We start from the raw sequence: 24,106 nt of genomic DNA on the forward strand, positions 1-24,106 counted from the left end.
TGCCTGAAACAATTCAGTGCTTATCTTGCAGCCTCCCCAAAAGAAGTTCTCGCGCATAAATGGTTGATCACTCCATGCAATCTTCTGCTTCTCATACTTCTCGTCGTTGGCTGTTCGGCCTGTTGATCCTGTTGATTATTGGCGCACTGTGCTGGCATTTCTGGCCGTCAGGCGCGCATCACAAGGGCACGCAAGCCAAGTCCGTCGCGCACACGGGCAAGTCGGGCATGGCGCGTCCGGGCTTCGGGGCGTCCGCCGGCCCTGTGCCCGTGCGGGTAGCACCGGCGACGGTGGGAGACTTCCCGGTGTACTACAAAGCCCTGGGGACGGTGACGGCCCTCAACACGGTCAACGTGCGTACGCAAGTCGCCGGGCAACTGGTCAAGATTCACTTCCAGGACGGCCAGATGGTCAAGGCCGGTGATGTGCTGGCCGAGATCGATCCGCGCAACTACGAAAGCGCCTTGCTCCAGGCCCAGGGCACCCTCCTGCAAAGCCAGGCGCAATTGAAGAACGCCCAGGTGGATGTGCAGCGCTATCGCGGGCTGTTCGCCGAAGACAGTATCGCCAAGCAGACCCTGGACACCGCCGAGGCCACGGTGCTGCAGTACCAGGGGACGGTCAAGGCCAACCAAGGGGCGGTCGATGCCGCCAAGCTGAACCTGGACTTCACCAGGATCCGCGCGCCGATTTCCGGGCGCCTGGGCCTGCGCCAACTGGACGTCGGCAACCTGCTGGCGGCGAACGACAGCCAGATACTGGTGATCATCACTCAGACCCAGCCGATCAGCGTCGCCTTCACTTTGCCGGAAAACAACCTCGACACCGTGCTCACGCGCTTCCATGGCGGGGCGAAGTTGCCCGCCGAAGCCTGGGACCGTGGCGATGTGAAACAACAGGCCAGCGGTGTATTGCAGAGCATCGACAACCAGATCGACATCACCACCGGCACCCTCAAGTTCAAGGCCCTTTACGATAACCGCGAGCAGAGCCTGTTCCCCAACCAGTTCGTCAATGTGCACTTGCTCGCCGATACCCTGAAAAACGTGGTGCTGGCGCCGAGCGCGGCGATCCAGTTCGGCAACGACGGCACCTTCGTCTATGTCATGGACGGCGACAAGAAGGTCAAGATCCGGCCGCTGAAGGTCGGCGCCAGCGACGGCAATGTCACGGTGATCAAGGATGGCCTGGCCGCCGGTGATCGGGTGGTCCTGGAAGGCACCGACCGCTTGAAGGATGGCGGCGAAGTGGAAGTGGTCAATGACGCCCAGGACGTGCCCAAGGCGCCCGCCGGGCAGTTGAAGGACGGCGCGGCGGCCAAGGCACCGGCTGAAGCCGACAAGGCGAAAAAGGTCGGCGCATGAATCTCTCGCGGCTGTTTATTCTCCGCCCGGTAGCGACCACCCTGAGCATGCTGGCCATTATCCTGGCCGGCCTGATCGCCTATCGGTTGTTGCCGGTGTCGGCGCTGCCCCAGGTCGACTATCCGACGATCCGGGTGATGACCCTCTACCCGGGTGCCAGTCCCGATGTAATGACCAGTGCGGTCACCGCGCCCCTGGAGCGCCAGTTCGGGCAGATGCCCGGGCTGACCCAGATGGCCTCCACCAGTTCCGGCGGGGCCTCGATCCTGACCCTGCGCTTCAACCTGGACATCAACATGGATGTCGCCGAGCAGCAGGTCCAGGCGGCGATCAATGCCGCCACCAACCTGCTGCCCAAGGATTTGCCGGCACCGCCGGTGTACAACAAGGTCAACCCGGCGGACACCCCGGTGCTGACCCTGGCGATCACCTCGAAAACCATGCTGTTGCCCAAGCTCAATGACCTGGTCGACACCCGCATGGCGCAGAAGATCGCCCAGATCAGCGGCGTCGGCATGGTCAGCATTGCCGGCGGCCAGCGCCAGGCGGTACGGATCAAGGTCAATCCCGAGGCCCTGGCGGCCAACAGCCTGAACCTGTCGGATGTGCGCACCCTGATCGGCGCCTCCAACGTCAACCAGCCCAAGGGCAACTTCGACGGCCCGACCCGGGTGTCGATGCTCGACGCCAACGACCAGTTGCGTTCGCCCAAGGAATACGCCGAACTGATCCTCGCCTACAAGAACGGCGCGCCACTGCGGCTCAAGGATGTGGCGCAGATCGTCGATGGCGCCGAGAACGAGCGTCTCGCCGCCTGGGCCAACGAAAACCAGGCCGTGCTGCTGAATATCCAGCGCCAGCCCGGGGCCAACGTGATCGAGGTGGTGGACCGGATCAAGGCCTTGCTGCCGAGTATTACCGACAACCTGCCGGCGGGTATCGAGGTCAAGGTACTGACCGATCGCACCCAGACCATCCGTGCGTCGGTCAGCGACGTCCAGCATGAATTGCTGATCTCCATCGCCCTGGTGGTGATGGTGACCTTCCTGTTCCTGCGCCGGGCCAGCGCCACCATCATTCCCTCGGTGGCCGTACCGCTGTCGCTGATCGGCACCTTTGGCGTGATGTATCTGGCGGGCTTTTCGGTCAACAACCTGACCCTGATGGCCCTGACCATCGCCACCGGCTTCGTGGTCGACGACGCCATCGTCATGCTGGAAAACATCTCGCGTTTCATCGAGGAGGGCGACAGTCCGATGCAGGCGGCGCTCAAGGGCGCCAAGCAGATCGGCTTCACCCTGATCTCGCTGACGCTGTCGCTGATCGCGGTACTGATCCCGCTGTTGTTCATGGCCGATGTGGTCGGGCGGCTGTTCCGCGAGTTCGCCATCACCCTGGCGGTGGCGATCCTGATTTCCCTGGTGGTGTCCCTGACCCTCACGCCGATGATGTGCGCGCGCTTGCTCAAGCGCGAGCCGAAACCCGAAGAACAGGGCCGCTTCTACCGTGCCAGCGGCGCCTGGATCGACTGGTTGATCGAGGCCTACGGCCGCAAGTTGCAGTGGGTGCTCAAGCACCAGTCGCTGACCTTGCTGGTGGCGGTCGGCACCCTGGCGCTGACCGTGTTCCTCTACATGATGGTGCCCAAGGGCTTCTTCCCGGTACAGGATACCGGGGTGATCCAGGGGATTTCCGAAGCGCCGCAGTCGGTGTCCTTTGCCTCCATGAGCCAGCGTCAACAGGAGCTTGCCAAGGTCATCCTCACCGATCCGGATGTGGAGAGCCTGTCGTCGTATATCGGCGTGGACGGCGATAACGCCACGCTCAACAGCGGCCGCTTCCTGATCAATCTCAAGCCGCGCCACCAGCGCCGCGAGACCGCCACGCAGATCATCAACCGCCTGCAACCGGAAGTCGACAAACTGTCGGGGATCCGCCTGTACCTGCAGCCGGTGCAGGACCTGACCATCGAGGATCGGGTCAGCCGCACCCAGTACCAGTTCAGTATGTCCTCGCCGGACCCCGACCTGCTGGCCGAGTGGAGCGGCAAGCTGGTGGACGCCCTGGCCCAGCGCCCGGAACTGACCGATGTCGCCAGCGACTTGCAGGACAAGGGCCTGCAGGTCTTCCTGGTAATCGACCGGGACGCCGCTTCACGCCTTGGCGTGGCGGTGTCGGATATCACCGATGCACTGTATGACGGTTTCGGCCAGCGGCAGATTTCCACCATCTACACCCAGGCCAGCCAGTACCGCGTGGTGCTGCAAGCCCAGGCGGGGGAGAAGATCGGACCGCAGGCGCTGGAGCAGATCCACGTCAAGACCACCAGCGGCGGACAGGTGCGCCTGTCCAGCCTGGCCCGTGTCGAGGAGCGCCAGGCGCAGTTGGCCATCTCCCATATCGGCCAGTTCCCGGCGGTGATGATGTCGTTCAACCTGGCGCCGGGCGTGGCGCTGGGGCAGGCGGTGGAGGTTATCGACCAGGTCAAGCAGGAGATCGGCATGCCGGTGGGCGTGCAGACCCAGTTCCAGGGCGCGGCCGAAGCCTTCCAGGCCTCGCTGTCGAGCACCTTGCTGCTGATCCTGGCGGCGGTGGTGACCATGTACATCGTGCTCGGGGTGCTCTACGAGAGTTATATCCACCCGGTAACGATTCTCTCGACCTTGCCCTCGGCAGCGGTCGGGGCCTTGCTGGCGTTGATTCTGACAGGCAACGACCTGGGCATGATCGCCATTATCGGGATCATCCTGCTGATCGGTATCGTCAAGAAGAACGCGATCATGATGATCGACTTCGCCCTCGACGCCGAGCGCAACCAGGGCATGTTGCCGGAGCAGGCGATCTACCAGGCGGCGCTGCTGCGTTTCCGGCCGATCCTGATGACCACCCTGGCGGCGCTGTTCGGCGCCATTCCGTTGATGCTCGCCACCGGTTCCGGAGCGGAATTGCGTCAACCCCTGGGCCTGGTGATGGTTGGCGGCTTGCTGGTCAGCCAGGTGCTGACGTTGTTCACCACGCCGGTGATCTACCTGTACTTCGATCGCCTCGGACGGCGCTGGGGGCGGCATCCGAGCCGTCTTGAGCAGGTGGAAACATGAACCTGTCGGGACCTTTTATTCGCCGGCCGGTAGCGACCATGCTGCTGAGCCTGGCGATTGTCCTGCTGGGCGCTGTGAGTTTCGGCCTGTTACCGGTTTCGCCGCTGCCGCAAATGGACTTTCCGGTGATCGTGGTCCAGGCCAGCCTGCCGGGTGCCAGCCCGGAAGTCATGGCCTCCACCGTGGCCACGCCGCTGGAACGCTCCTTCGGCGTGATTCCCGGCGTCAACACCATGAGCAGCCGGTCCAGCCAGGGTTCGACCCGGGTGATCCTGCAGTTCGACCTCAACCGCGATATCAACGGCGCGGCGCGGGAGGTCCAGGCGGCCATCAATGCCTCGCGCAACCTGCTGCCCAGCGGTATGCGCAGCATGCCCACCTACAAGAAGGTCAACCCGTCCCAGGCGCCGATCATGGTGCTGTCGCTGACCTCCGACCAGTTGCAGAAGGGCCAGCTTTACGACCTGGCCTCGACCATCCTGTCCCAGAGCCTGTCCCAGGTCCCGGGCGTGGGCGAGGTGCAGATCGGCGGCAGTTCGCTGCCGGCGGTGCGCATCGAACTCGAACCCCAGGCGCTCAACCAGTACGGCGTGGCCCTGGACGATGTACGGACCGCCATTGCCAACGCCAACGTGCGCCGGCCCAAGGGTTCGCTCGAGGATGCCGGCCGCAACTGGCAGATACAGGCCAACGACCAGTTGGAAAAGGCCAAGGACTATGAACCGCTGATCATCCACTACCAGAACGGCGCGGCCCTGCGCCTGGGGGATGTGGCGAAGATCAGCGACAGCGTCGAGGACCGTTACAACGCCGGGTTCTTCAACAATGACGAGGCGGTCCTGCTGGTGATCAACCGCCAGGCCGGCGCCAACATCATCGAGACGGTGAACGAGATCAAGGCGCAACTGCCGACTTTGCAGGCGGTGTTGCCGGCCAGCGTCAAGCTGAACCTGGCCATGGACCGCTCGCCGGTGATCAAGGCCACGCTCCACGAAGCCGAGATGACCCTGCTGATCGCCGTGGCCCTGGTGGTGCTGGTGGTGTATCTGTTCCTCGGCAACTTCCGCGCCTCGTTGATTCCGACCCTGGCGGTGCCGGTGTCGCTGGTCGGCACCTTTGCGGTCATGTACCTCTACGGCTTCTCCTTGAACAACCTGTCGCTGATGGCCCTGATCCTGGCCACCGGGCTGGTGGTGGACGATGCCATCGTGGTACTGGAGAACATTTCCCGGCATATCGACGATGGCATTCCACCGATGAAGGCCGCGTACCTGGGGGCCAAGGAAGTCGGCTTTACCTTGCTGTCGATGAACCTGTCGCTGGTGGTGGTGTTTCTCTCGATCCTGTTTATCGGCGGGATCATCGGCAGCCTGTTCCGCGAGTTCTCCATCACCCTGGCGGCCTCGATCCTGGTTTCGCTGGTGGTGTCCCTGACCCTGACGCCGATGCTCTGCGCGCGCTGGCTCAAGCCGCACCAGCAGGGTGAGCCGAGCCGGCTGCAGCGCTGGAGCGAAAAGGCCAACGAACGCATGATCGCGGCCTATGCCGTCAGCCTGGACTGGGTCCTGCGGCACAAGCGCCTGACCCTGCTCAGCCTGTTCGTCACCATCGGGGTGAACGTCGCCCTGTACGTGGTGGTGCCGAAAACCTTTCTGCCGCAACAGGACACCGGGCAGCTGATCGGCTATGTCCGTGGCGACGACGGCATGTCGTTCGGCAATATGCAGCCGAAGATGGAAATCTTCCGCAAGGCGGTACTGGCCGACCCGGCGGTACAAAGCGTGGCCGGGTTTATCGGTGGCAACAATGGCACCAACAACGCCTTCATGCTGGTGCGCCTCAAGCCGATCAAGGAGCGCAATGTCTCTGCGCAGAACGTTATCGAGCGCCTGCGCACGGAAATGCCCAAGGTGCCGGGTGCCCGACTGATGCTGATGGCCGATCAGGATCTGCAGTTCGGCGGCGGTCGTGAGCAACAGACCGCGCAGTACTCCTACATCCTGCAAAGCGACGATCTTGGCGCGTTGCGCGAGTGGTACCCGAAAGTGGTCACGGCCCTCAAGGCCTTGCCGGAACTGACCGCCATCGATGCACGGGAAGGGCGCGGGGCGCCGCAGACCACCCTGGTGGTCGACCGTGATACCGCCAAACGCCTGGGCGTGGATATGAACACGGTGACCACGGTGCTCAACAACGCCTACAGCCAGCGGCAGATCTCCACCATCTACGACACCCTGAACCAGTATCAGGTGGTGATGGAGATCAACCCGAAATACGCCCAGTCGCCGGAAACCCTCAATCAGGTCAAGGTGATCGGCTCAAGCGGGCAGCGTATTCCGTTGTCGACCATCGCCCATTATGAAAACAGCCTGCAGGACGACCGGGTTGACCACGAGGGTCAGTTCGCCTCCGAAAGCCTGTCGTTCGACATGGCGCCCGGCGTCACGGTGGAGCAGGGCACCGCCGCCATCGAGCGAGCTATCGCCAAGCTCGGCTTGCCGGAAGCGGTGATCGCCAAGATGGCCGGCACCAGCGACGCCTTTGCCGCGACCCAGAAAAGCCAGCCGTTCATGATCCTCGGCGCGCTGGTGGCGGTGTATCTGGTATTGGGCATTCTCTATGAGAGCTACATCCATCCGCTGACCATCCTTTCCACACTTCCGTCGGCCGGGGTCGGTGCCTTGCTCAGTATCTACCTGCTGGGCGGCGAGTTCAGCCTGATCTCGCTGCTGGGGTTGTTCCTGCTGATCGGCGTGGTGAAAAAGAATGCGATCCTGATGATCGACCTGGCGCTGCAACTGGAGCGCCATTCGGGCCTGGACCCGCTGGAGTCGATTCGCCAGGCCTGCCTGCTGCGCCTGCGGCCGATCCTGATGACCACCCTGGCGGCGATCCTCGGTGCCCTGCCGTTGCTGCTGAGCAGTGCCGAAGGCGCTGAAATGCGCCAGCCCCTGGGGTTGACCATTATCGGCGGGTTGATCTTCAGCCAGATCCTGACGCTCTACACCACCCCGGTGGTTTACCTTTATCTCGACCGTTTGCGCCACCGCTTCAACAAGTGGCGTGGTGTACGCACCGATGGTGCTCTGGAAGTTCCGCTATGACTGACCAATCGCAATGCAAAATGCCTCTGGCCGCCCAGCGCCTGGAGACCATCCGTGGCTCACGCCTGCTGAGCCTGGCCTTGTGCGGGCTGCTGCTCAGCGCCTGCGCCGTGGGCCCGGACTACAAGCGTCCGGACGCCGCCGCGCCGGCGCAATACAAGGAAGCCAGCGGCTGGCGTCAGGCGCAGCCCAGCGACTCGCTGGCCCGTGGTGCCTGGTGGGAACTGTATGGCGACCCGACGCTCAATGGCCTGGTGGAAAAACTCAACAGCGCCAACCAGACCGTGGCGCAGTCCGAAGCCCAGTACCGCCAGGCCCTGGCGTTGGTCAAGAGCGCCCGGGGGGCGTTCTTTCCGAGTGTCGACCTGAGTGCCGGAAAAACTCGCTCCAGCCAGGGCACCGGTAGCAGCAACTCGAGCCTGAGCCGTTCATCCAGCGGGATTGTCGACACCTATAACGCCCAACTCGGGGTGAGTTGGGAGGCGGATGTCTGGGGCAAGCTGCGCCGAGGCCTGGAAGCCAACGACGCCAGTGCCCAGGCAAGTTTTGCCGACCTCGCGGCCATGCGCCTGAGCCAACAGTCGAGCCTGGTGCAGAACTACCTGCAACTGCGGGTGATCGACGAACAGAAGCGCCTGCTTGAAGCCACGGTGCAGGCCTACGAGCGCTCATTGAAAAATACCGAAAGCCAGTACCGCTTTGGCGTTTCCGGGAAAGCGGCGATCGCCCAGGCGCAGACCCAGCTCAAGAGTGCCCAGGGCGACCTGATCGACCTGATCTGGCAACGGGCCCAGTTCGAAAACGCCATTGCCGTCATGATCGGCCTGCCACCGGCGCAATTCCAGCTGGCGGCCACCAACAGTGTTCCGGCCTTGCCGGCGATTCCGCTGGGGGTGCCGTCGCAACTGCTGGAGCGGCGTCCGGACATCGCTTCGGCGGAGCGCTCGGTGATCGCGGCCAACGCCAATATCGGCGTGGCGAAAGCGGCTTATTATCCGGACTTCACCCTGAGCCTGTCCGGTGGTTACAGCAGCAGTACCTTTGAGAACTGGATCAGCCTGCCGAACCGTTTCTGGTCGGTGGGCCCTAAGCTGGCCGCCACCTTGTTCGACGGTGGCCAGCGCTCGGCGGAAGTGGACCGGACCGAAGCGGTGTATGACCAGACCGTGGCCAAGTACCGCCAGACCGTGCTGGATGGATTCCGTGAAGTGGAAAACTATATGGTCCAGCTCAAGGTCATGGAAGACGAAGCGACGGTGCGGGCCCAGGCACTGGACGCGGCCCGGGAATCCCTGCGCCTGACCGACAACCAGTACAAGGCGGGCCTGATCACTTACCTGGATGTGGTCACGGTGCAGACCACGGCGTTGACCAACGAGCGTAGCGTGCTGAGCTTGCTGCAGAGCCGGTTGATCGCCAGCGTCCAGTTGATCGCGGCGATGGGCGGTGGTTGGGATGGCAATACCGATTTGAGCGCCAAGCACTGATCGGTATTCGGCTTGGGTTGGATGGCGGTCTTATTGACGCCTTCGCGGGCAAGCTCCGCTCCCACACAGAATGTGCGTCGAACACAGATTTTGTATACGACAAAGACCCTGTGTGGGAGCGGAGCTTGCCCGCGAAGAGGCCCTCAAAGTCACAAAACCTTTATCTGAAGAAACCGCACCCGGCCTCATTTCTGCAATGAGCGCACACCGCGTCCCGCCAGGAAACACAGGCTGCCACCAATCGCCGTGAGCCCGCTGAGGGCATAGAACATCGTCCCTGGCGCCGCATGGATCAGCAGATAACCGCAGATCACCGGACTCAATGCGCCGCCCAGGGCCGCCAGGTTCTGCGCGCCGAGGTAACTGCCCCGCAGATCCTCCGGGGCGATGGTGTCGACGAACAGATATTCCGACGGATAAATGATCATCTCCCCCAGGGTGAAGATGAACATCGCCGCGCACCAGCTCATCAGGTTCTGCGCAAAACTGAAGCCGATCAGCCCGACGATAAACAGGCTGGTGCCGATAGCGATCCAGTAGCGCAACTGCTCACGCTTGAGAAAGCGGCCGATCTGGTACTGCAGCAGGATCACGCTGATGGCGTTGCAGGCCAGGATCGCCGACAAGGTGGTCAGGGCATCCTGGCTGCTGTGGGTCACCAGCAGGAACTGCGAGAGGTACAGCGTGAAGCGGCCATGGACGATGGTGCTCAGCAAGCTGCCACAGGTGAACAGGATCAGCGTCCGATCATTGCGCAGCGTCACCAGGGTCTTGATGAAACTGGGGGGCTTGCCGATCTGGGCCTGGGCGGTCGGGGTGATGCCGAACATCAGGAAAATACTGCCAAAGGCGATGCCGGCGGCCATCAGGAACGGCGCCAGGGGTTGCACTCCGGCGATCACCACGCCGAGCATCGGGCCGGTGGCGTAACCGATATTGGTCAGGGTGTAGCGCAGGGAAAAGACCCTGGCCCGCTGGTCGATGGGCAGGTTCTCGCTGATGATGGCCTTGGAACCGATCAGAAACAGCGCCGACGCGGTCTCGGTCATCACCAGGGTCAGGGTGGTCAGGTACAGGTCATGGGCGAACGTCAGCAGGGTGAAGCCGATGCCGCTGGAGAGCATGGCGAGGATCATCAGCCGGCGTTTTTCCAGACGGTCGATGATATAGCCGCCGTACAACGAGAGCAGGGTGGCGATAAACACCGCGATCCCCATCAGCAGGCCGACATCCTGCTGGTTCAGCCCGAGCTTCCTGCTGAGGAACAGGGTCAGCAGCGGACTGGTGATGGCACGGCTGACGACGATGGTCACGGAGCAGATCATCAGCCGACGGATAACGAGGGAATAGGTGGCCACGGTTGTGCTTATATCCTTGTTTTGGAAACGTCTCTGTCTTTCACCGCAGGGCCTCGAGACCGCTGCAACATCACGGCAGATACTTGCGGTAGTGGCGCTCATAGACCGCCGCCGGATGGTCCGCCGTCATGGCGCGACCATTGTCGTCCCACCACTGGGCTACTTCGGCGCCCGTGGCAATCCAGACGTCGTCGTGTTGCTGAATCCCCTTGAGCAACTCCCGCAGCACACCGATACGCCCCGGCGTGGCAATGACTTCCGGGTGCAGGCGCAGGACGTAGCACAACCCGAACCGATGGAAACCGGCAAAGTCCATCTGCAGGTTGCCCAGGGTATGGCTGTAGGACGCGATCCGCGATTGTGCCGGTGGCACCGCCGGGCTGAGGTTGAAAGCGAAGTAGGGTTCGTCCTCCAGCTCATAGTGCAGCGGCAGTTCGATAACCTGCGGTGCCGTTGGATGGGCGAAGGGCAGGTCGTCGCCACGCCAGGAGGACGACCAGAGGATACCCTCGTCATGCAGGGCCTCGGTGAAACCCGGTAGCCAATTGCCGGCCGGAATCCGAAAGCCTTTGGGTCGTTCTCCCGTCAGTGCCTCCAGGGCCTTGCAACCTTGTGCGAGCGCTGCCTTCTGTTCCTCGAGGGTCAGAGTGTCGTAGTTCTGATGCCTGTAACCGGCACAGGCGATTTCATGGCCGCCGGCCCGGATCGCCCGGATATGCGCCGGCTGTTCCTCGGCGACGATGCCCGGGATGCACCAACTGCTGCGTACCCCCAGTTCCTCGAATAAACCGAGCAGGCGCTCGACCCCGCGCTGGCTGCCATAGCGCCAGACCGACAGGCTTTTGTCGCGCCCGGCAACCTCAGGTGCTTGGGTAAGAATGCCGTGTATATCATTGTAATCAATAGTAATTACTACCGCGCAGCGATAGGGTACCGGCCATGGGCTCTGGAATACGGGACGCTGGAACTCAGCCATGATGATGCTCCTTCAGCCACCAATGGGCGACATCGCGGCAGGTGGCAAACCAGACATCATCGCGTTCGCGCATATGCTCGAACAGCCGCTCCAGCAGCAGGATACGGCCCGGTTTGCCGGTGATCTTGGGGTGAAACAGAGTGGTCAGGCACAGCCCTTCGTCAACTGCGCCATCGAATTCCCGGCACCAGTTGTCCAGGGTCAGCTCATAGCTGGCCGTGCGGTCCAGCCCGGACGGAAAATTCGGTTCGCGGGTGTAGGCAATGGAGGCGTAGTCGTCCATTTCCCAGCGGCCGGGGATTTCCACCAAGGGCTGCGCATGGCCCGGCACCTGCACCAGGTAGGGTCGGTCATCACCGCGCATGCTGCTGGAATAGGTCACCCCGGCGTCGACCAGCATCGCCGGAGTTTCCGCGCGCCAGTCACCGGAGGGCGTGCGAAAGCCCTCGGCGCGGATGTGCAGGTGTTGCCAGAACACCTCGCGGCATTTGTTCATCACGTCCCGCTGCTGGTCCAGCGTCAGGGCGTAAAAGGATTCGTGTTTGTAGCCGTGGTAGGCCACTTCATGTCCGCGTTCGACAATCGCCTGGCATTGCCGGGGCCAGTTTTCCACGACCCAGGCCGGGACGAAGAAGGTGGTCGGCAGGCGGAACTCGTCGAGCAGGTCGAGAATCCGCGGCAACGCCCGATACGGGCCGTAGCCGCCAAAACCGAAGTACTCGGGCTTGTGCCAGATCGAGCCATCGAGCATGGCATCGCCGGTGGGGCCGTCGAGGTCGAACGCCAGGGCCAGGCAGGCTTTGTGCCCATCCGGCCAGGTCGGGGTCGAGGACATGAGTGGCAGCTCCTGTTTACTGGCCCTTGTTCACGGCGATGTTATCGACGGCACCCACCGACAGGTCCCATTTCTTCAGGATGGCCTGGTAGCTGCCGTCGGCGATCATGCTTTGCAGGGCCGCCTGGATAGCGTCACGCAGTTCCTGGTTTTCCTTGCTCACGCCAATCCCGGTGAACTGCACCACCATCGGCGTGCCGATGATCTTGAAGGTGTTTTTCTCCTGGTTCGCGAGGTACGGCAGGGTCTCGCTGCCTTGCACGGCGACGTTGATACGGCTCTGGCGCAGCTGCGCGCGGGCGTCGGCCGAACCTTCGGTGCCGATCACCTTGATCTGTTTGTCAGCCGGGCAGTGTGCGCTGCTCCAGGCGGCGATTTCCGCCGGGAAGGTGGTGCGACGGCTGGTACCGGCGGTCTTGCCGCAGATATCGCTCATCTCGTTGATGTCCTTGTTCTTCTCCAGGGTGTAGAACTGCGAACCACTGGTGAAGTAATCGACGAAGTCCACGGCTTTCTGGCGCTCGGCGGTGTCGGTCATGCCCGAGAGCACGATGTCCACGCGCTTGGTGGTCAGGGCGTTGATCATCTGTTCGAAGGAGGTTTCCTGCCACTTCATTTTCACGCCCATATGCTGCGCCAGGGCGTTGCCCAGGTCGAAGTCGACACCGGTGAGCTCGTTGCTGGCCGGGTCCTTGAAATCCATCGGCGGGTAGTTGGGCATGATCGCGGCGACGATCTCGCCCTTGGCCTTGATGCTGGCGGGCAATTCGGCGGCCCAGGTGAAGCTGGAAGCCATGAGGCCGGCGAGTACTGAGGGAATGACGAAATTCTTCATGGTCGTTCTCTTATGAATGTTGTGAAGGCTCAGGGAACCTAGGTTCGAACGGCAGAAATGAAGCTTTGGGTGCGCGGGTTTTGTGGACTTATTAGAAGTTCTTCGGGGCTTCCTTCCTCCACGATCTGGCCGCCATCCATGAACACCATGCGGTTCGAGACTTCGCGCGCGAAGCCCAGCTCATGGGTGACGACGATCATGGTCATGCCGGTCTGCGCCAGGTCGCGCATCACCGACAGCACCTCTGCGACCAATTCCGGGTCGAGTGCCGAAGTGGGTTCATCGAACAGCATCAGCTTGGGCCGCATCGCCAGGGCCCGGGCGATGGCCACCCGTTGCTGCTGGCCACCGGACAGCTCGATGGGATAGCTGTCGCGCTTGTGCGCCAGGCCGACCCGGGCCAGCAACTCAAGGGCTTCCTCGACCGACTCCTTGGGCGAACGCTTGAGCACCTGGACCGGGCCTTCGATGATGTTTTCCAGCACGGTCATGTGCGGAAACAGGTTGAAGCGCTGGAACACCATGCCGGTGGCCAGCCGCTGGCGGGCGATCTGCGCTTCATTGAGTTCATGCAGCTTGTTGCCGGCGATCCGGTAACCGACCAGTTCACCGTCGACCCACAAGCCACCCTTGTCGATCTTTTCCAACTGGTTGACGCAGCGCAGCAGGGTGCTCTTGCCGGAACCCGAAGGACCGATGATGCACAGCACTTCGCCTTGCTCGACTTCGATATTGATGTCCTTGAGGGCGTGGAACGAGTCGTAGTATTTGTTCAGGCCGACAGCCTTGATGATGCTTCTCATGTTCGAATTCTCCAGGACACTTACGAGCGCTTGCCGGCGCCACGGGCAAAACGCCGTTCCAGGCGACTCTGGCCGAAGGACAGTACGGTGACGGCGACCAGGTACCAGATCCCGGCGACGATCAGTAGCTCCATGACTCGGGCGTTGGCGTAGTAGATGTTCTGGGCGTTGTAGAGCAGTTCCGAGTACTGGATCACGCTCGCCAGGCTGGTCATCTTGACCATGCCGATAAACTCGTTGCCCACTGGCGGGATGATGATGCGCATGGCCTGGGGCAGGATGATCCGGCGCAGGGCTTGCAGTTGCGGCATGCCGATGGACTTGGCGGCTTCATACTGGCCGGTGTCCACCGAGAGCAGGCCGGCGCGGACCACTTCGGCGGTGTAGGCGCCCTGGTTGATCGACAGGCCCAGCAGCGCGGCGACAAAAGGCGTCATCAGGCTGACGGTATCGAGCTGGAATACTCCGGGAATCCCGATGGTCGGGAAGATCAGCGCCAGGTTGAACCACAGCAGCAGTTGCAGGATCAGCGGCGTGCCACGGAACAGCCAGGTGTAGGTGATCGCCACATAGCGCAGGATCGGGTTGGCCGACATGCGCATGATCGCCGTGATCACCCCGAATACCACGCCCAGGGCCATGGCCAGGATCGCCATGATAATGGTGTTCAGCAGCCCGGTGAGGATCGCCTTGGCGGTCAGGAACTGGCCGATATAGGACCATTCGATCTGGCCCAGGGCAAAGGCCCGGACCAGCCCGACCAGGGCGACGACGATCAGGGTGGCGAAGAAAATACGTCCGTAATAGCGCCGCGGTACGTGTTCGTACTGGGTGATATCGAACTGGTTCTCGGCCAGTTTGCGCTCAGCGAGCAAGCGTTCTGCCTGGGATTGGCTCATGGTGTTTCTCCGTATGCGGCGCCGGGGCGCCGCCGTTGTTTCTGGTTACACCGTCCTGTAGAAGCCTGGCTTGTCGGGCCGCCGCATCGCAGCGAAGGGGCCATCAAGGCCGCCAAAAGCTTCGCGGGCAAGCCCTGCTCCTACAGGGGGGCGGTGTTTTCTAAGCCTTGCTACACACGCAGGCCGGCGTATTCGGCGGCCCATTGGTGCTGTGCTTCGAGTGCGATTTTCAACCGGGCGATCTGCTCGCGAACTCGCTCAGGCGCCGTTCCGCCCCAACCGCTACGGGCGGCAATGGCGGCTTCCAGGGTCAGGTAGTCACGCACTTGCGGGGTCAGGCGTGGATCGATCTCGGCCAACAACGCCGGGCTCGCTTCCCACAGTTCCAGATCGCCGGCTTCGCAGGCCTTGACCAGCGCGCCGGTGATTTCATGGGCTTCCTTGAACGGCACGCCGCGCATCGCCAGCCAGTCGGCGACTTCGGTGGCCAGGGTGAAACCCAGGGGCGCCTGGCGCCGCAATTCCTCGACGTTGACGGTCATGGTCGCGACCATCCCGGCCATGGCCGGCAGCACCAGCAACAGGGTGTCGACGCTGTCGAGCACGCCGTTCTTGTCTTCGCTCAGGTCACGGTTATAGGACAGCGGCAAGGATTTGAGGGTCGACAGCAGCCCGGTCAGGTTGCCGATCAGGCGGCCGGCCTTGCCCCGCGCCAGCTCGGCGATATCCGGGTTTTTCTTCTGCGGCATGATCGAACTGCCGGTGGCATAGGCATCGTCCAGCGCCACCCAGCGGAACTGCCGGGACGACCACAGGCAGAACTCTTCGGCCAGGCGCGAGATATTGATCCCGAGCATGCTGGCGACGAACAGGAACTCGGCGACATGGTCACGGCTGGCCACTGCATCGATGGAGTTTTCACAGACGCCGCTGTAACCCATTTCCCGCGCCGATTGCTGCGGCTGGCGAGCAATGGCCGAACCGGCCATGGCCGCCGCGCCCAAGGGCGACAGCGAGGTACGGGCATCCCAGTCCACCAGCCGCTGGACATCCCGCAACATCGCCTGGGCGTGGGCCAGCAGGTGATGGGCGAACACGATCGGCTGGGCCTGCTGCAAGTGGGTGAAGCCGGGGCAGATGCTCTGCACATGTTGCTCGGCCTGGTCGACCAGCGCCTGTTGCAGGGCCAGGACTTCCACCGCCAGGGTGCGCACATGGTCACGCAGGAACAGGCGCAGGTCATTGGCGGTCTGGTCGTTGCGCGAACGCCCGGCGCGCAGCTTGCCGCCCAGGGCGCCGAGGCGCTCGGTCAGCAGGCGCTCGATAAAGGTGTGCACGTCCTCGTCGTCGAGGGTCGGGGCGACACGGCCGGCGCGGAAATCCTCGCCGATGGTGTCCAGGGCCTCGACCATGCTTTTGGTTTCCTGCTCGTCGAGCAGGCCGGCCCGCTGCAATTCGTGGGCATGGGCCCGGGAACCGGCGAGGTCATAGGGGGTGAGGCGGAAATAACCATCCGGGCAGCGGGAGAGGGCGGCCAGGGCGGCGGATGGGCCGCTCTTGAAACGGGCGCCCCAGAGACGGTCGGTGGCTTGAGCCATTGTTGTTTTCCTCCAGCAAATGATCGATTCAACACAGGACCGCCGCCAACCGTCCGGGGAGGGGCAGGGTCATGCACTATCAGGAGGGCAGATTACGAATCCTTGTAGACGCCGCTCGTGGACACCTACAAGTACAAAAGAATGGCGTTTAAACGCTTGCAATCAGCGACTTGTGGCTGATTTGCAAAAAATATCGGTGGTTGCCAAGCCTGGTTTTCTGTGTTCATTATTATCGACCGGCGACGTTTTTCTTGTGGAGCTAAGCCTGTTGAATATGTGGTTCGAGGTCAATAAGCATGATGGAAACCCAGCTTTCCAATTCTGGAAACCCGGCGCCGAAACCCGGACAGCGAGCGCCCTTGGCACTCAGTGGACTGGACTTCAAATTACTCAAAGTGTTCAAGGCGGTGGTCGAGGCCGGGGGCTTCAGCGCGGCTCAGAATGAGCTGAATGTGGGGCTGGCCGCCATCAGCAAGCAGATTTCCGACTTGGAAATCCGCATTGGCATGCGCCTGTGTACCCGTGGACGAGAGGGTTTTTGCCTGACCGAAGAGGGCAGCCTGGTGTACCAGGCATCAATTGATTTGTTTGCCTCGGTCGACAACTTTCGCGACCGACTTAGTTCGGCCCAGAACGAACTGATCGGCGACTTGAGTGTAGGCGTCGTGGACAATACTATTTCCGACCTTAATTCTCCGTTAGTTGCCGCGCTGCGCAAGATTCACGATGAGTCACCGAAAGTAAGATTTCGCCTGCACGCGGCACAGTTGGATGAAGTGGAGCGAGGGGTTGTAGAAGGTCGTTATATTGCGGGGATAGTACCGGTTTATCAAAAAAGAGAAGAGTTTGATTATTTCACGCTCTATGAGGAGCGGGCCGAGGTTTACTGTGGTGTCGGACACCCGCTGTTCGACTCGGAAGACGCGCTCAGCAGTGTCGAAGTGCTGCGTGAGTACCCGTTCGTCAACCACCGTTATGCCATCCATCGCGACAAACTCGACTTTGTCACCTACGACAGTTTTTCCGCCTCGGCGTCCCAGGTGGAGGCTGTGGCGATGCTGGTCCAGACCGGGCGTTTTCTTGGCTTCCTGCCGCAGCACTATGCCGCCCCGTTGGTGGCCAAAGGCTTATTGCGGGCCTTGATGCCGGAGCGGGTCAGCTATTGCACTCCCTTCAATCTGATCCTGCGCCACAACACGACGCGCAGCCCGCTGGTCAAGGCTTTCGCCCAGGCCCTGGGGGTAGATCTCAAAGCGCCGTTGCAGGGATAGGGGCGAGCTGAAGCCGCCAACCCGCTTGCCCAATACCCGCTCATGGACCTCATTGTTAAGCAACACGCTTTCAATCACTTGCCGAAAGCCGGGCTCGTCGTACAACGGTCCCTTGAGTGCGACCAAGGCATCGCGCAGTGCCATCAACTTGCTCAAAGGGAGCCCCGGGTTCGGCGCGGCACCGTTGCCGGGACCTGGCCCGAGGGCGCCCCGGGTGTTCGCCTTGATGGCGGCGGGCGGTAATGGGTCGCAATCTTCATTGGACATGACGGGTTCTCTACAGAATGGGCGCACTGCGTAAGGAGAACAGAGGGTAAAAAGCTCGACCTTTTTAGTCTAAAGCAGGCTCAGCCGGGTGCTAGTTATGAGCGGATTTTAATAGCCGTCATATTTACGTATATATACGTAGGAGCTTTCTAGAAAACCGCTATTCTTGTAGGTAAAACGGCCTTGAGCAACAGGAAGCTTCATCGGAAAGAGCGGGACGTTTTAACCCATGTTGTCCATTGCCCTCCGTCGTCAGCGCGTCACTCCAACAGCCGCACAAACCCGGGTTGTAAACCGAACACCTCGACGCCTTCCGGTGTCGCCTGGCCGGTGGTGACCGCCACGCGCTTGACCGGCTGACCCACCGCCTCGCGGTATTCCACCTCAAGGCCGTTATCGACATGCTGGAGCGCCGCGGGCGGCAGCACGATCGCCTGCTCGTTGCGGTAGGTGATGATAGTCAGCCGGGCACTCATGCCCAGCCGGACCCGTTGCAACTGCTCCTTGCTCAGTTTCGGCACCGAGAGCGTCACCGGGAACTGTGCGCCGCCGCCGGGCGCATCGCTGGGCAGCGCCAGGCTGCTGACAATATCGACGGCGCCGTCGAGGCGCACACCGTCGAAACCGTCTCCCAGGATCTCGACGCTCTGACCTTGATGCAGTTGGTTGATGTCCAGCTCCGAGACCTTGCTGACGATCTTCAGCTGCTCGATATTGGCCAGGCCGAACAAGACCTGCCCCTGGGTGACCCGGCTGCCGTTCTGCACCGGCCCGGCGCTGCTGGCTGTCGAGCCTTGCGGGCCGGACGCCCCCGGAGCCGGCACGACGATACCGGCAAACGGTGCCAACACATTCTTTCCCTCAAGCAGGGTGCGCAAGGCTTCGTACTTGACCGTGGTATTGGTCAATTCCATATCGGCGATCTGGCGATATTCGCCCTTGCCCTGGTCCAGGGCCTGTTGCAGATCACCCTGGGCCGCCGCCAGATCCAGGCGCTGGGTTTGCAGTTGCTGCTGCAGATCGTCCAGCTCGCCACGGGCGATGATGCCGCGCTGGAGCAGGGTCTGGCTTTCGCGCAGCTTGCGCTCGTTGTTGCCGACGGACATTTCCACCGCCCTGAGCGAACGCCGGGCGCGGGCCACCTGTTGGCTGTTGTTCCAGTCCTGCAACTCCTGGACGGCGCGGCGTGCCTTGAGCTGGGCGGACAAGGCGTCGCGCAGCTGGATTTCCAGCAGCGCCGGGTCCATCTGCACCAGTGTCTGCCCGGACTCGACCCGCTGTCCCTGTTCCACCAGCACGGCGCGCACATTTCCGTCGAAGGGCGCGGTAAGGGTGATGGTTTTCTGCGGCTCGATCTTGCCCACCAGGCCGATCTGGTGGACCAGCGGCGCGGTCTGCACCGGGATCCACTGGCCGTTCTTCGGCGGATCGGCAGCCGGGGCGCGATAGCCGATCACCGTGGCGGCGACGACGACCACCAGGCCCAGTGCGCCGCCTTGCAACCAGCGTTTGCGGCGGGTCGTTGTGTCAGTAGTCATTGAGCGCAATGTCCCAGCTCTCCAGAGTCATGCCCAGGGTCAGATCCAACTGGGTCTGGGCGTTCAAATAGGCAATCAGGGCGTTGAGTCGGGCGTTTTCGGCGTTACGCAGGTCGCCTTCATAGCTCAGGACCTGAAAGTTGCTGGAGCGCCCGGCACTGAGCTTTTCCCGCTCGATATCCAGCTTGCGCCGGGAAAGGTCGACGGCGCGCTGGGCGATCTCGTATTGCCGCCAGCGGGTGCCGAGGTCGCGCACCACGTCATTGACGCTGCGCTCCAGCGCCTGCTTGGCATCGGCGAGCGTGATCTGCTGATTCTCGACATCGATCCGGGCATGCACTTCGGCCTGGCGGGTACTGAGGTCGCCGATGGGGATCTGCACCTGCACGCCGGCGTAGCTGTCCCAACGGCGGCTGCCGACGTTGCCGAGGTCATTGTCGGTGCGATCGCGAATCTGGTTGGCCCCGGCGATCAGCGACACATCCCAACGGCTCTGGTCCTTGGCGATCACCAGGTTCAGGTCGGCCTGCTGGCTGCCGAGCAAGGACGCCAGGTAGTCCGGCTGCTGGACCTGGGCCACGCGAAAGGCGTCCTGCTTGTCGATGTTGACCCGGTTGGCTTCCAGCGCCTCGGTGGCGCGGATCGGCGTGGACAGGTCGAGGGCCAGCAGGCGCAATAACGACAGGCGATTGATATCCACCTGGTTGCGGGCTTCCTCGACGCCCAATTCCTGGGTGGCGATATCGGCCTCGGTCTGGACGATTTCGAACTCGGCCATGCGCCCCGCGGCGATCAGCGCCTTGTTCACGTCGAGCAGGGCACGGGCGCGCTTGAGCGCGTCCTGGGTAATGGTCAGTTGTTCCTGGGACCTGAGCACTTCCCGGTAGGAGGTGATGATGTCGCTGATGGTCTGCGCGACATTGGACTTGAGGCTCAGGCGGTTGACCTGCTCGGCGATCCGCGCCACCCGCAGTGGGGCGGTGGTCACATCCCAACCGGCGCCCCGCAGCAGCGGCTGGATAATTGCCAGGTCGAGGCCGTCGCTGCGATAACGACCGGCGACATCGGCATTGGTCAGTTGTTGGGTCCAGGCCATGCTCAGGCGGGTGCCGTACTCGCTGAGCAGGCTGGTGGTCGGCGAGAGGGTGGCATTGCGCGAGCTGTCCTTGGAACCCCGGTTCGCCTGATAGGTGCCACTGAGCAACAGCTTGGGATTGAATACATCTTCAGAAACCCGCAGGTCGAACTTCTGCGCGATCCGTTGCAGGTAGGCGCTGCGGATGCTGCGGTTGTTGCGCAACCCCAGGTACACCGCGTCCCCCAGGGTCAGGTCGGTGTTCTGCTGGCTCAACAATACGCCACGGGCCTGATTGCTCCGCAGACTCGGGGCTGACGGCTGGCCGACCAGATCGTCGCCGGCCAAGGCCGGGCCGTACGAGAGGCAGAGCAGTAGCGCCATCCATGGCCAGGATCTATTCATCGCGCAAGGCCTCCACCGGTTGCAGTCGTGATGCCGAAATCGCCGGATAAAGGCCGAAGAACAGGCCCACCAGCAGGGTACTGCCGACCCCCAATGGCAGCGACAGCACCGCCAGGGAAAATTGCCAGCCGGACATCCGCGCATACAGGTAGGCTGCGGCCATGCCCAGCAGCGCACCGGATAAAGCACCGACGGCGGTCAGGGTGACCGCCTCCAGCAGAAACAGATTACGGATGTCCTTGCGCCGCGCGCCCAGCGCCATGCGCACGCCGATCTCCCGACGGCGCTCGGAGACGTTCATCAGCATCACATTCATCACCCCGACACCGCCGCCGACCAGGGAAATGCCGCCCAGGGCCATCAGCAGGTAGCCGAAGGTCCGGCTTTGCCGGGTCATGCCGTCAATCATCTGTTGCGGTACCTGGACCTCGACCTGGCGGCCCCTGAGGCGCTGTTTCAAGGCCTGGGTCAGGGCATCGGCGACTTGATTGGTGTCCTGGCCGGGGGCCACCCGCACGATGAGATTACTGATCTGCGGGTCGCTCATGATTCGCCCCAGGCCTTCAAGGGGGAGAAACAGCGAGTCGTCGGCCTGCACCGGAATCAGGATGGCCGGCGGTTGGCTGCGGGCGATGCCGATCACCTGGAACAGGTAGTCATTGATGCGGATGCGTTCGCCCAGGCGCAGCGGGTCGCCGGGTTTGCTCAAGGCCTGGGCGATCTTGTGCCCGACCACGACATAGGTTTCGCCGTGATCGAAGTCGGAGATAAAGCGTCCTTCATCCAGTTGCAGGCGCATGGCCCCCATCAACTGGGCGGTGCTGCCCACCAGATTGGCGTTGCTGGCCCGGCCGTGAAACACCACCGCGGCGCTGGACAGGGTGATCGGGGCGATCTCCAGCAGGCCTGGCAACGCAGTGTTCAACGACGACACATCGAGGGTCGCCGGCATCGGCGTGCGTACATCGGCATTGCCGGGAAACTGCACCGACAACGTATCGGTGCCCATGTCCTTGAAGATCGCCGAGGCTTCCTGGGCCGCGTTGTGGCCGATATTGATCAGGGCGATCACCGATGAACTGCCGATGACAATCCCCAGCAAGGCCAGGAGCGAGCGTTTACCCAAGGTCCTCAGGCTGACAAAGGCCTCGTGGAGCAACTGGCTGGCACTTTGTTCGACCTGCACGCTCATGCCGGGCAGGCCTCGCGTATCACGCCGTTGTGCACCCGGATCTGCCGCCCCAGGCGTTGGGCGATCTGCGGGTCGTGGGTGACGATGATCAGCGTGACCTGGCGGACGCGATTGAGCTCCAGCAACAGGTCCATGATTTCCCGGGCGGTGCTGCTGTCGAGGTTGCCGGTGGGTTCGTCGGCGAGGATCACCGAAGGTTCCCCCACCAGCGCCCGGGCAATCGCCACCCGTTGGCGCTGGCCGCCGGAGAGGTCGGCGGGGCGATGGTGCGCGCGCGCCTCCAGGCCGACCTGTTCGAGCATGGCCATGGCCCGGGTCAGTGACTCGCCACGGGGGACACCGCGATAACTCAGGGGCAGGGCGACATTGTCCAGGGCGCTGAGGCGCGCCAGCAGGTTGAAACTCTGGAAGACGAAGCCGATCTGCCGGTTGCGGATCGCCGCCAACTGGTCGGGGCTGGAGCGGAAGATGTCATGGCCGGCAAAACGATAGTGGCCGCTGTCGGGCAGGTCGAGCAACCCGAGGATATTGAGCAGGGTGCTTTTGCCCGAACCGGAAGCGCCGAGAATGGCACAGCTTTCACCGGCCTCGATGGACAGCGAGACATTGTCGAGAATGGTGAGGGTTTGCTCGGCGAGGCGATAACGCTTGGCGATGCCTTGCAGGGAGATGAAGCCTTCGTGAGCAATCGTGTCTGTCATCGCTGATCGCGCCGGCCGGCTTGACCCGGCAGGAGCCTCCGTCCCGGGCGCTTTGTGGGACGCTCAGGCGGTTCTCGGGGCAGGGACAAGCACAAGGTTTATTTTATTGTTTCAAATAATTGTTTGAATAGTAACCGTGATCTTGGGGCGACGCCAGCCGCCGGGTTCAAGGAAGGCCAAGACATTTCAGGCAGGGCTTTGTGACAACTGGATACATTTTATTGGTCGGTCAAGCCGGCCGCGACGAGTGCAGGCACTAGCCTTGCTCACGAGGGACAGCCTGGACACAGTTGCCTCCAACTGTGTCTTTTTGAACCCAAATAGAATGGTTTTCAAACACCCGATAAGACACGGTACCCGGCGTAGAGGCTTGCTTTCAAAGGCTTTCACGGGTATAAAAAATCAAATTTTTTTTTAAAACACTGTTCATCCGGTCAAATTTTCACCCCGCAAAGGCTCCTCACATATGGTCGCAAAGAAACTCAGTGCCCCGAATGTCACCAAGACCCGACTACTGGATGCCACGGAGGCACTGTTTATCAAATACGGCTACGACGCCGTGTTATTGCGCCAGATCACGGAGCGCGCCCAGGTCAACCTGGCCGCGGTGAACTATCACTTCGGGGACAAGGATTCCCTGATGACCGCCTTGCTCATGCAGCGCCTCGGGCCGCTCAACGAGCAGCGCCTGGAACTGTTGGCCAAATGCGAGGAACAGGCGGACGGCCCGCTGGACTGCGAGACCCTGCTGGGGGTTCTGTTCGCCCCGGCCATGGGCCTGGAACGCAGCGGCGACGGTGATGAAAGCCGCTCCTTCATTCGTTTCCTGGGGCGGGTCTACAGCGATACCTCACCCTTTATCCAGGAGTACCTCAAGGAGCATTACCAGCCGGTTTTCGAGCGTTTCTTCAAGGCCTTTGCCCTGGCGCTGCCGGATATGCCGCGCAATGAAGTCGGGGTGCGCCTGCAATTCGCCCTCAAGGCGATTTCCGGGGTGATTGCCGGGACCGAGCTGCGTTTCCTGATGCAGGCCATGAGCCTGGGGCGCCCGGCCACGGATGCCGAAGTCATGGCCAAGCTGATCAGCCTGGTCTCGGCCGCCATCCATGCGCCGATGCAGGACCGCAAAGCCGAGCAGGCGCTGGAGCGCGTGCTGCAGACCCAACGCTCGATTCGCCAGCAGGGCGTGCCGGTCACGGCCAAGGTGGCCGGCAAGCCATAGCGGATTGATCCCTCGTGTATTGGCGCGCCCATGTTTGAGCCGATACCGATGATCAGGTCACGTCGCACAATCGCCAAT

The 24,106-nt window shown here is 62.3% G+C and carries 17 protein-coding genes and 1 pseudogene; 6 read left to right on the top strand and 12 right to left on the bottom strand.

Translation table 11 applies throughout. From position 1 onward, the window contains the following. The first annotated feature begins 59 nt into the window (after window positions 1-59). The 4 genes from M5C01_RS12435 to M5C01_RS12450 are packed head-to-tail and all read left to right on the top strand — an operon-like array spanning window position 60 to window position 9,053. On the top strand, window positions 60-1,364 hold the full coding sequence (locus M5C01_RS12435) for an MdtA/MuxA family multidrug efflux RND transporter periplasmic adaptor subunit (protein ID WP_152738937.1): 1,305 nt from the start codon (window positions 60-62) through the stop codon (window positions 1,362-1,364). Then, the gene (locus M5C01_RS12440; RefSeq protein WP_103494088.1) at window positions 1,361-4,462 is read left to right on the top strand and encodes an MdtB/MuxB family multidrug efflux RND transporter permease subunit; all 3,102 of its coding nucleotides are present in this window, start codon (window positions 1,361-1,363) and stop codon (window positions 4,460-4,462) included. Before M5C01_RS12435 ends, M5C01_RS12440 begins: the two co-directional genes overlap by 4 nt. After that, the gene (locus M5C01_RS12445) at window positions 4,459-7,566 is read left to right on the top strand and encodes a multidrug efflux RND transporter permease subunit (protein ID WP_152738939.1); all 3,108 of its coding nucleotides are present in this window, start codon (window positions 4,459-4,461) and stop codon (window positions 7,564-7,566) included. Before M5C01_RS12440 ends, M5C01_RS12445 begins: the two co-directional genes overlap by 4 nt. Continuing rightward, window positions 7,563-9,053, top strand: a complete 1,491-nt coding sequence (locus M5C01_RS12450) for an efflux transporter outer membrane subunit (protein ID WP_152738942.1) — start codon at window positions 7,563-7,565, stop codon at window positions 9,051-9,053. Before M5C01_RS12445 ends, M5C01_RS12450 begins: the two co-directional genes overlap by 4 nt. A 185-nt stretch (window positions 9,054-9,238) precedes the next feature. Here M5C01_RS12450 and M5C01_RS12455 read toward each other — a convergent pair whose 3' ends face one another. The 7 genes from M5C01_RS12455 to argH all read right to left on the bottom strand — a co-directional run bounded on the left by M5C01_RS12455 (window position 9,239) and on the right by argH (window position 16,357). Further along, the gene (locus M5C01_RS12455) at window positions 9,239-10,411 is read right to left on the bottom strand and encodes an MFS transporter (protein ID WP_178129828.1); all 1,173 of its coding nucleotides are present in this window, start codon (window positions 10,409-10,411) and stop codon (window positions 9,239-9,241) included. A gap of 70 nt (window positions 10,412-10,481) precedes the next feature. Beyond that, entirely contained in the window at window positions 10,482-11,387 is a 906-nt protein-coding gene (locus M5C01_RS12460; RefSeq protein ID WP_152738949.1) for a polysaccharide deacetylase, read from the bottom strand. Next, window positions 11,380-12,222 carry a polysaccharide deacetylase gene (locus tag M5C01_RS12465; protein WP_152738951.1) on the bottom strand — a complete coding sequence of 281 codons (843 nt, stop codon included), beginning with the start codon at window positions 12,220-12,222 and terminating at the stop codon, window positions 11,380-11,382. Before M5C01_RS12465 ends, M5C01_RS12460 begins: the two co-directional genes overlap by 8 nt. A gap of 16 nt (window positions 12,223-12,238) precedes the next feature. Next, window positions 12,239-13,057, bottom strand: a complete 819-nt coding sequence (locus M5C01_RS12470; RefSeq protein ID WP_152738956.1) for an ABC transporter substrate-binding protein — start codon at window positions 13,055-13,057, stop codon at window positions 12,239-12,241. A 38-nt stretch (window positions 13,058-13,095) separates the two neighbouring features. Then, window positions 13,096-13,860 carry an amino acid ABC transporter ATP-binding protein gene (locus M5C01_RS12475; RefSeq protein WP_103494095.1) on the bottom strand — a complete coding sequence of 255 codons (765 nt, stop codon included), beginning with the start codon at window positions 13,858-13,860 and terminating at the stop codon, window positions 13,096-13,098. 20 nt (window positions 13,861-13,880) lie between these two features. After that, window positions 13,881-14,759 (bottom strand): amino acid ABC transporter permease, encoded by an 879-nt coding sequence (locus tag M5C01_RS12480; RefSeq protein ID WP_152738959.1) that lies wholly within the window; start codon window positions 14,757-14,759, stop codon window positions 13,881-13,883. Window positions 14,760-14,929: 170 nt separating this feature from the next. Beyond that, window positions 14,930-16,357, bottom strand: coding sequence for an argininosuccinate lyase (argH, locus tag M5C01_RS12485; protein ID WP_152738962.1), 1,428 nt, complete (start codon window positions 16,355-16,357; stop codon window positions 14,930-14,932). A gap of 299 nt (window positions 16,358-16,656) precedes the next feature. On the opposite strand from argH, the gene M5C01_RS12490 reads away from it, so the two are divergent. Then, on the top strand, window positions 16,657-17,628 hold the full coding sequence (locus tag M5C01_RS12490) for a LysR family transcriptional regulator (RefSeq protein WP_152739309.1): 972 nt from the start codon (window positions 16,657-16,659) through the stop codon (window positions 17,626-17,628). Window positions 17,629-17,652: 24 nt separating this feature from the next. On the opposite strand, the pseudogene M5C01_RS12495 reads toward M5C01_RS12490, so the two are convergent. The 5 genes and pseudogenes from M5C01_RS12495 to M5C01_RS12515 form a co-directional block, all read right to left on the bottom strand. Beyond that, window positions 17,653-17,784 (bottom strand): annotated as a pseudogene (locus M5C01_RS12495) (type VI secretion system contractile sheath small subunit); the annotation flags it as partial. Window positions 17,785-18,155: 371 nt separating this feature from the next. Next, window positions 18,156-19,433: an HlyD family efflux transporter periplasmic adaptor subunit gene (locus M5C01_RS12500; protein ID WP_152738964.1), complete on the bottom strand. Its 1,278-nt coding sequence runs from the start codon at window positions 19,431-19,433 to the stop codon at window positions 18,156-18,158. Beyond that, the gene (locus tag M5C01_RS12505; protein ID WP_152738967.1) at window positions 19,423-20,913 is read right to left on the bottom strand and encodes a TolC family protein; all 1,491 of its coding nucleotides are present in this window, start codon (window positions 20,911-20,913) and stop codon (window positions 19,423-19,425) included. Before M5C01_RS12505 ends, M5C01_RS12500 begins: the two co-directional genes overlap by 11 nt. Then, a complete protein-coding gene (locus M5C01_RS12510) occupies window positions 20,906-22,105 on the bottom strand; it encodes an ABC transporter permease (protein ID WP_152738970.1) in 1,200 nt (399 codons plus the stop codon). Before M5C01_RS12510 ends, M5C01_RS12505 begins: the two co-directional genes overlap by 8 nt. Then, a complete protein-coding gene (locus M5C01_RS12515) occupies window positions 22,102-22,806 on the bottom strand; it encodes an ABC transporter ATP-binding protein (protein ID WP_152738973.1) in 705 nt (234 codons plus the stop codon). Before M5C01_RS12515 ends, M5C01_RS12510 begins: the two co-directional genes overlap by 4 nt. Window positions 22,807-23,272: 466 nt before the next feature. On the opposite strand from M5C01_RS12515, the gene M5C01_RS12520 reads away from it, so the two are divergent. Beyond that, the gene (locus M5C01_RS12520; protein WP_103494101.1) at window positions 23,273-24,028 is read left to right on the top strand and encodes a TetR/AcrR family transcriptional regulator; all 756 of its coding nucleotides are present in this window, start codon (window positions 23,273-23,275) and stop codon (window positions 24,026-24,028) included. The last annotated feature ends 78 nt before the right edge of the window (window positions 24,029-24,106 follow it).

Source organism: Pseudomonas sp. MWU12-2319, assembly GCF_023242525.1.
GTDB classification, from domain to species: domain Bacteria; phylum Pseudomonadota; class Gammaproteobacteria; order Pseudomonadales; family Pseudomonadaceae; genus Aquipseudomonas; species Aquipseudomonas gingeri_D.

Excerpts from the sequence above, each read along its gene's own strand:
- M5C01_RS12435 (WP_152738937.1), top strand. The coding sequence starts at position 60 with ATGGTTGATCACTCCATGCAATCTTCTGCTTCTCATACTTCTCGTCGT.
- M5C01_RS12440 (WP_103494088.1), top strand. The coding sequence starts at position 1,361 with ATGAATCTCTCGCGGCTGTTTATTCTCCGCCCGGTAGCGACCACCCTG.
- M5C01_RS12445 (WP_152738939.1), top strand. The coding sequence starts at position 4,459 with ATGAACCTGTCGGGACCTTTTATTCGCCGGCCGGTAGCGACCATGCTG.
- M5C01_RS12450 (WP_152738942.1), top strand. The coding sequence starts at position 7,563 with ATGACTGACCAATCGCAATGCAAAATGCCTCTGGCCGCCCAGCGCCTG.
- M5C01_RS12460 (WP_152738949.1), bottom strand. The coding sequence starts at position 11,387 with ATGGCTGAGTTCCAGCGTCCCGTATTCCAGAGCCCATGGCCGGTACCC.
- M5C01_RS12465 (WP_152738951.1), bottom strand. The coding sequence starts at position 12,222 with ATGTCCTCGACCCCGACCTGGCCGGATGGGCACAAAGCCTGCCTGGCC.
- M5C01_RS12470 (WP_152738956.1), bottom strand. The coding sequence starts at position 13,057 with ATGAAGAATTTCGTCATTCCCTCAGTACTCGCCGGCCTCATGGCTTCC.
- M5C01_RS12475 (WP_103494095.1), bottom strand. The coding sequence starts at position 13,860 with ATGAGAAGCATCATCAAGGCTGTCGGCCTGAACAAATACTACGACTCG.
- M5C01_RS12480 (WP_152738959.1), bottom strand. The coding sequence starts at position 14,759 with ATGAGCCAATCCCAGGCAGAACGCTTGCTCGCTGAGCGCAAACTGGCC.
- argH (WP_152738962.1), bottom strand. The coding sequence starts at position 16,357 with ATGGCTCAAGCCACCGACCGTCTCTGGGGCGCCCGTTTCAAGAGCGGC.
- M5C01_RS12490 (WP_152739309.1), top strand. The coding sequence starts at position 16,657 with ATGGAAACCCAGCTTTCCAATTCTGGAAACCCGGCGCCGAAACCCGGA.
- M5C01_RS12500 (WP_152738964.1), bottom strand. The coding sequence starts at position 19,433 with ATGACTACTGACACAACGACCCGCCGCAAACGCTGGTTGCAAGGCGGC.
- M5C01_RS12505 (WP_152738967.1), bottom strand. The coding sequence starts at position 20,913 with ATGAATAGATCCTGGCCATGGATGGCGCTACTGCTCTGCCTCTCGTAC.
- M5C01_RS12510 (WP_152738970.1), bottom strand. The coding sequence starts at position 22,105 with ATGAGCGTGCAGGTCGAACAAAGTGCCAGCCAGTTGCTCCACGAGGCC.
- M5C01_RS12515 (WP_152738973.1), bottom strand. The coding sequence starts at position 22,806 with ATGACAGACACGATTGCTCACGAAGGCTTCATCTCCCTGCAAGGCATC.
- M5C01_RS12520 (WP_103494101.1), top strand. The coding sequence starts at position 23,273 with ATGGTCGCAAAGAAACTCAGTGCCCCGAATGTCACCAAGACCCGACTA.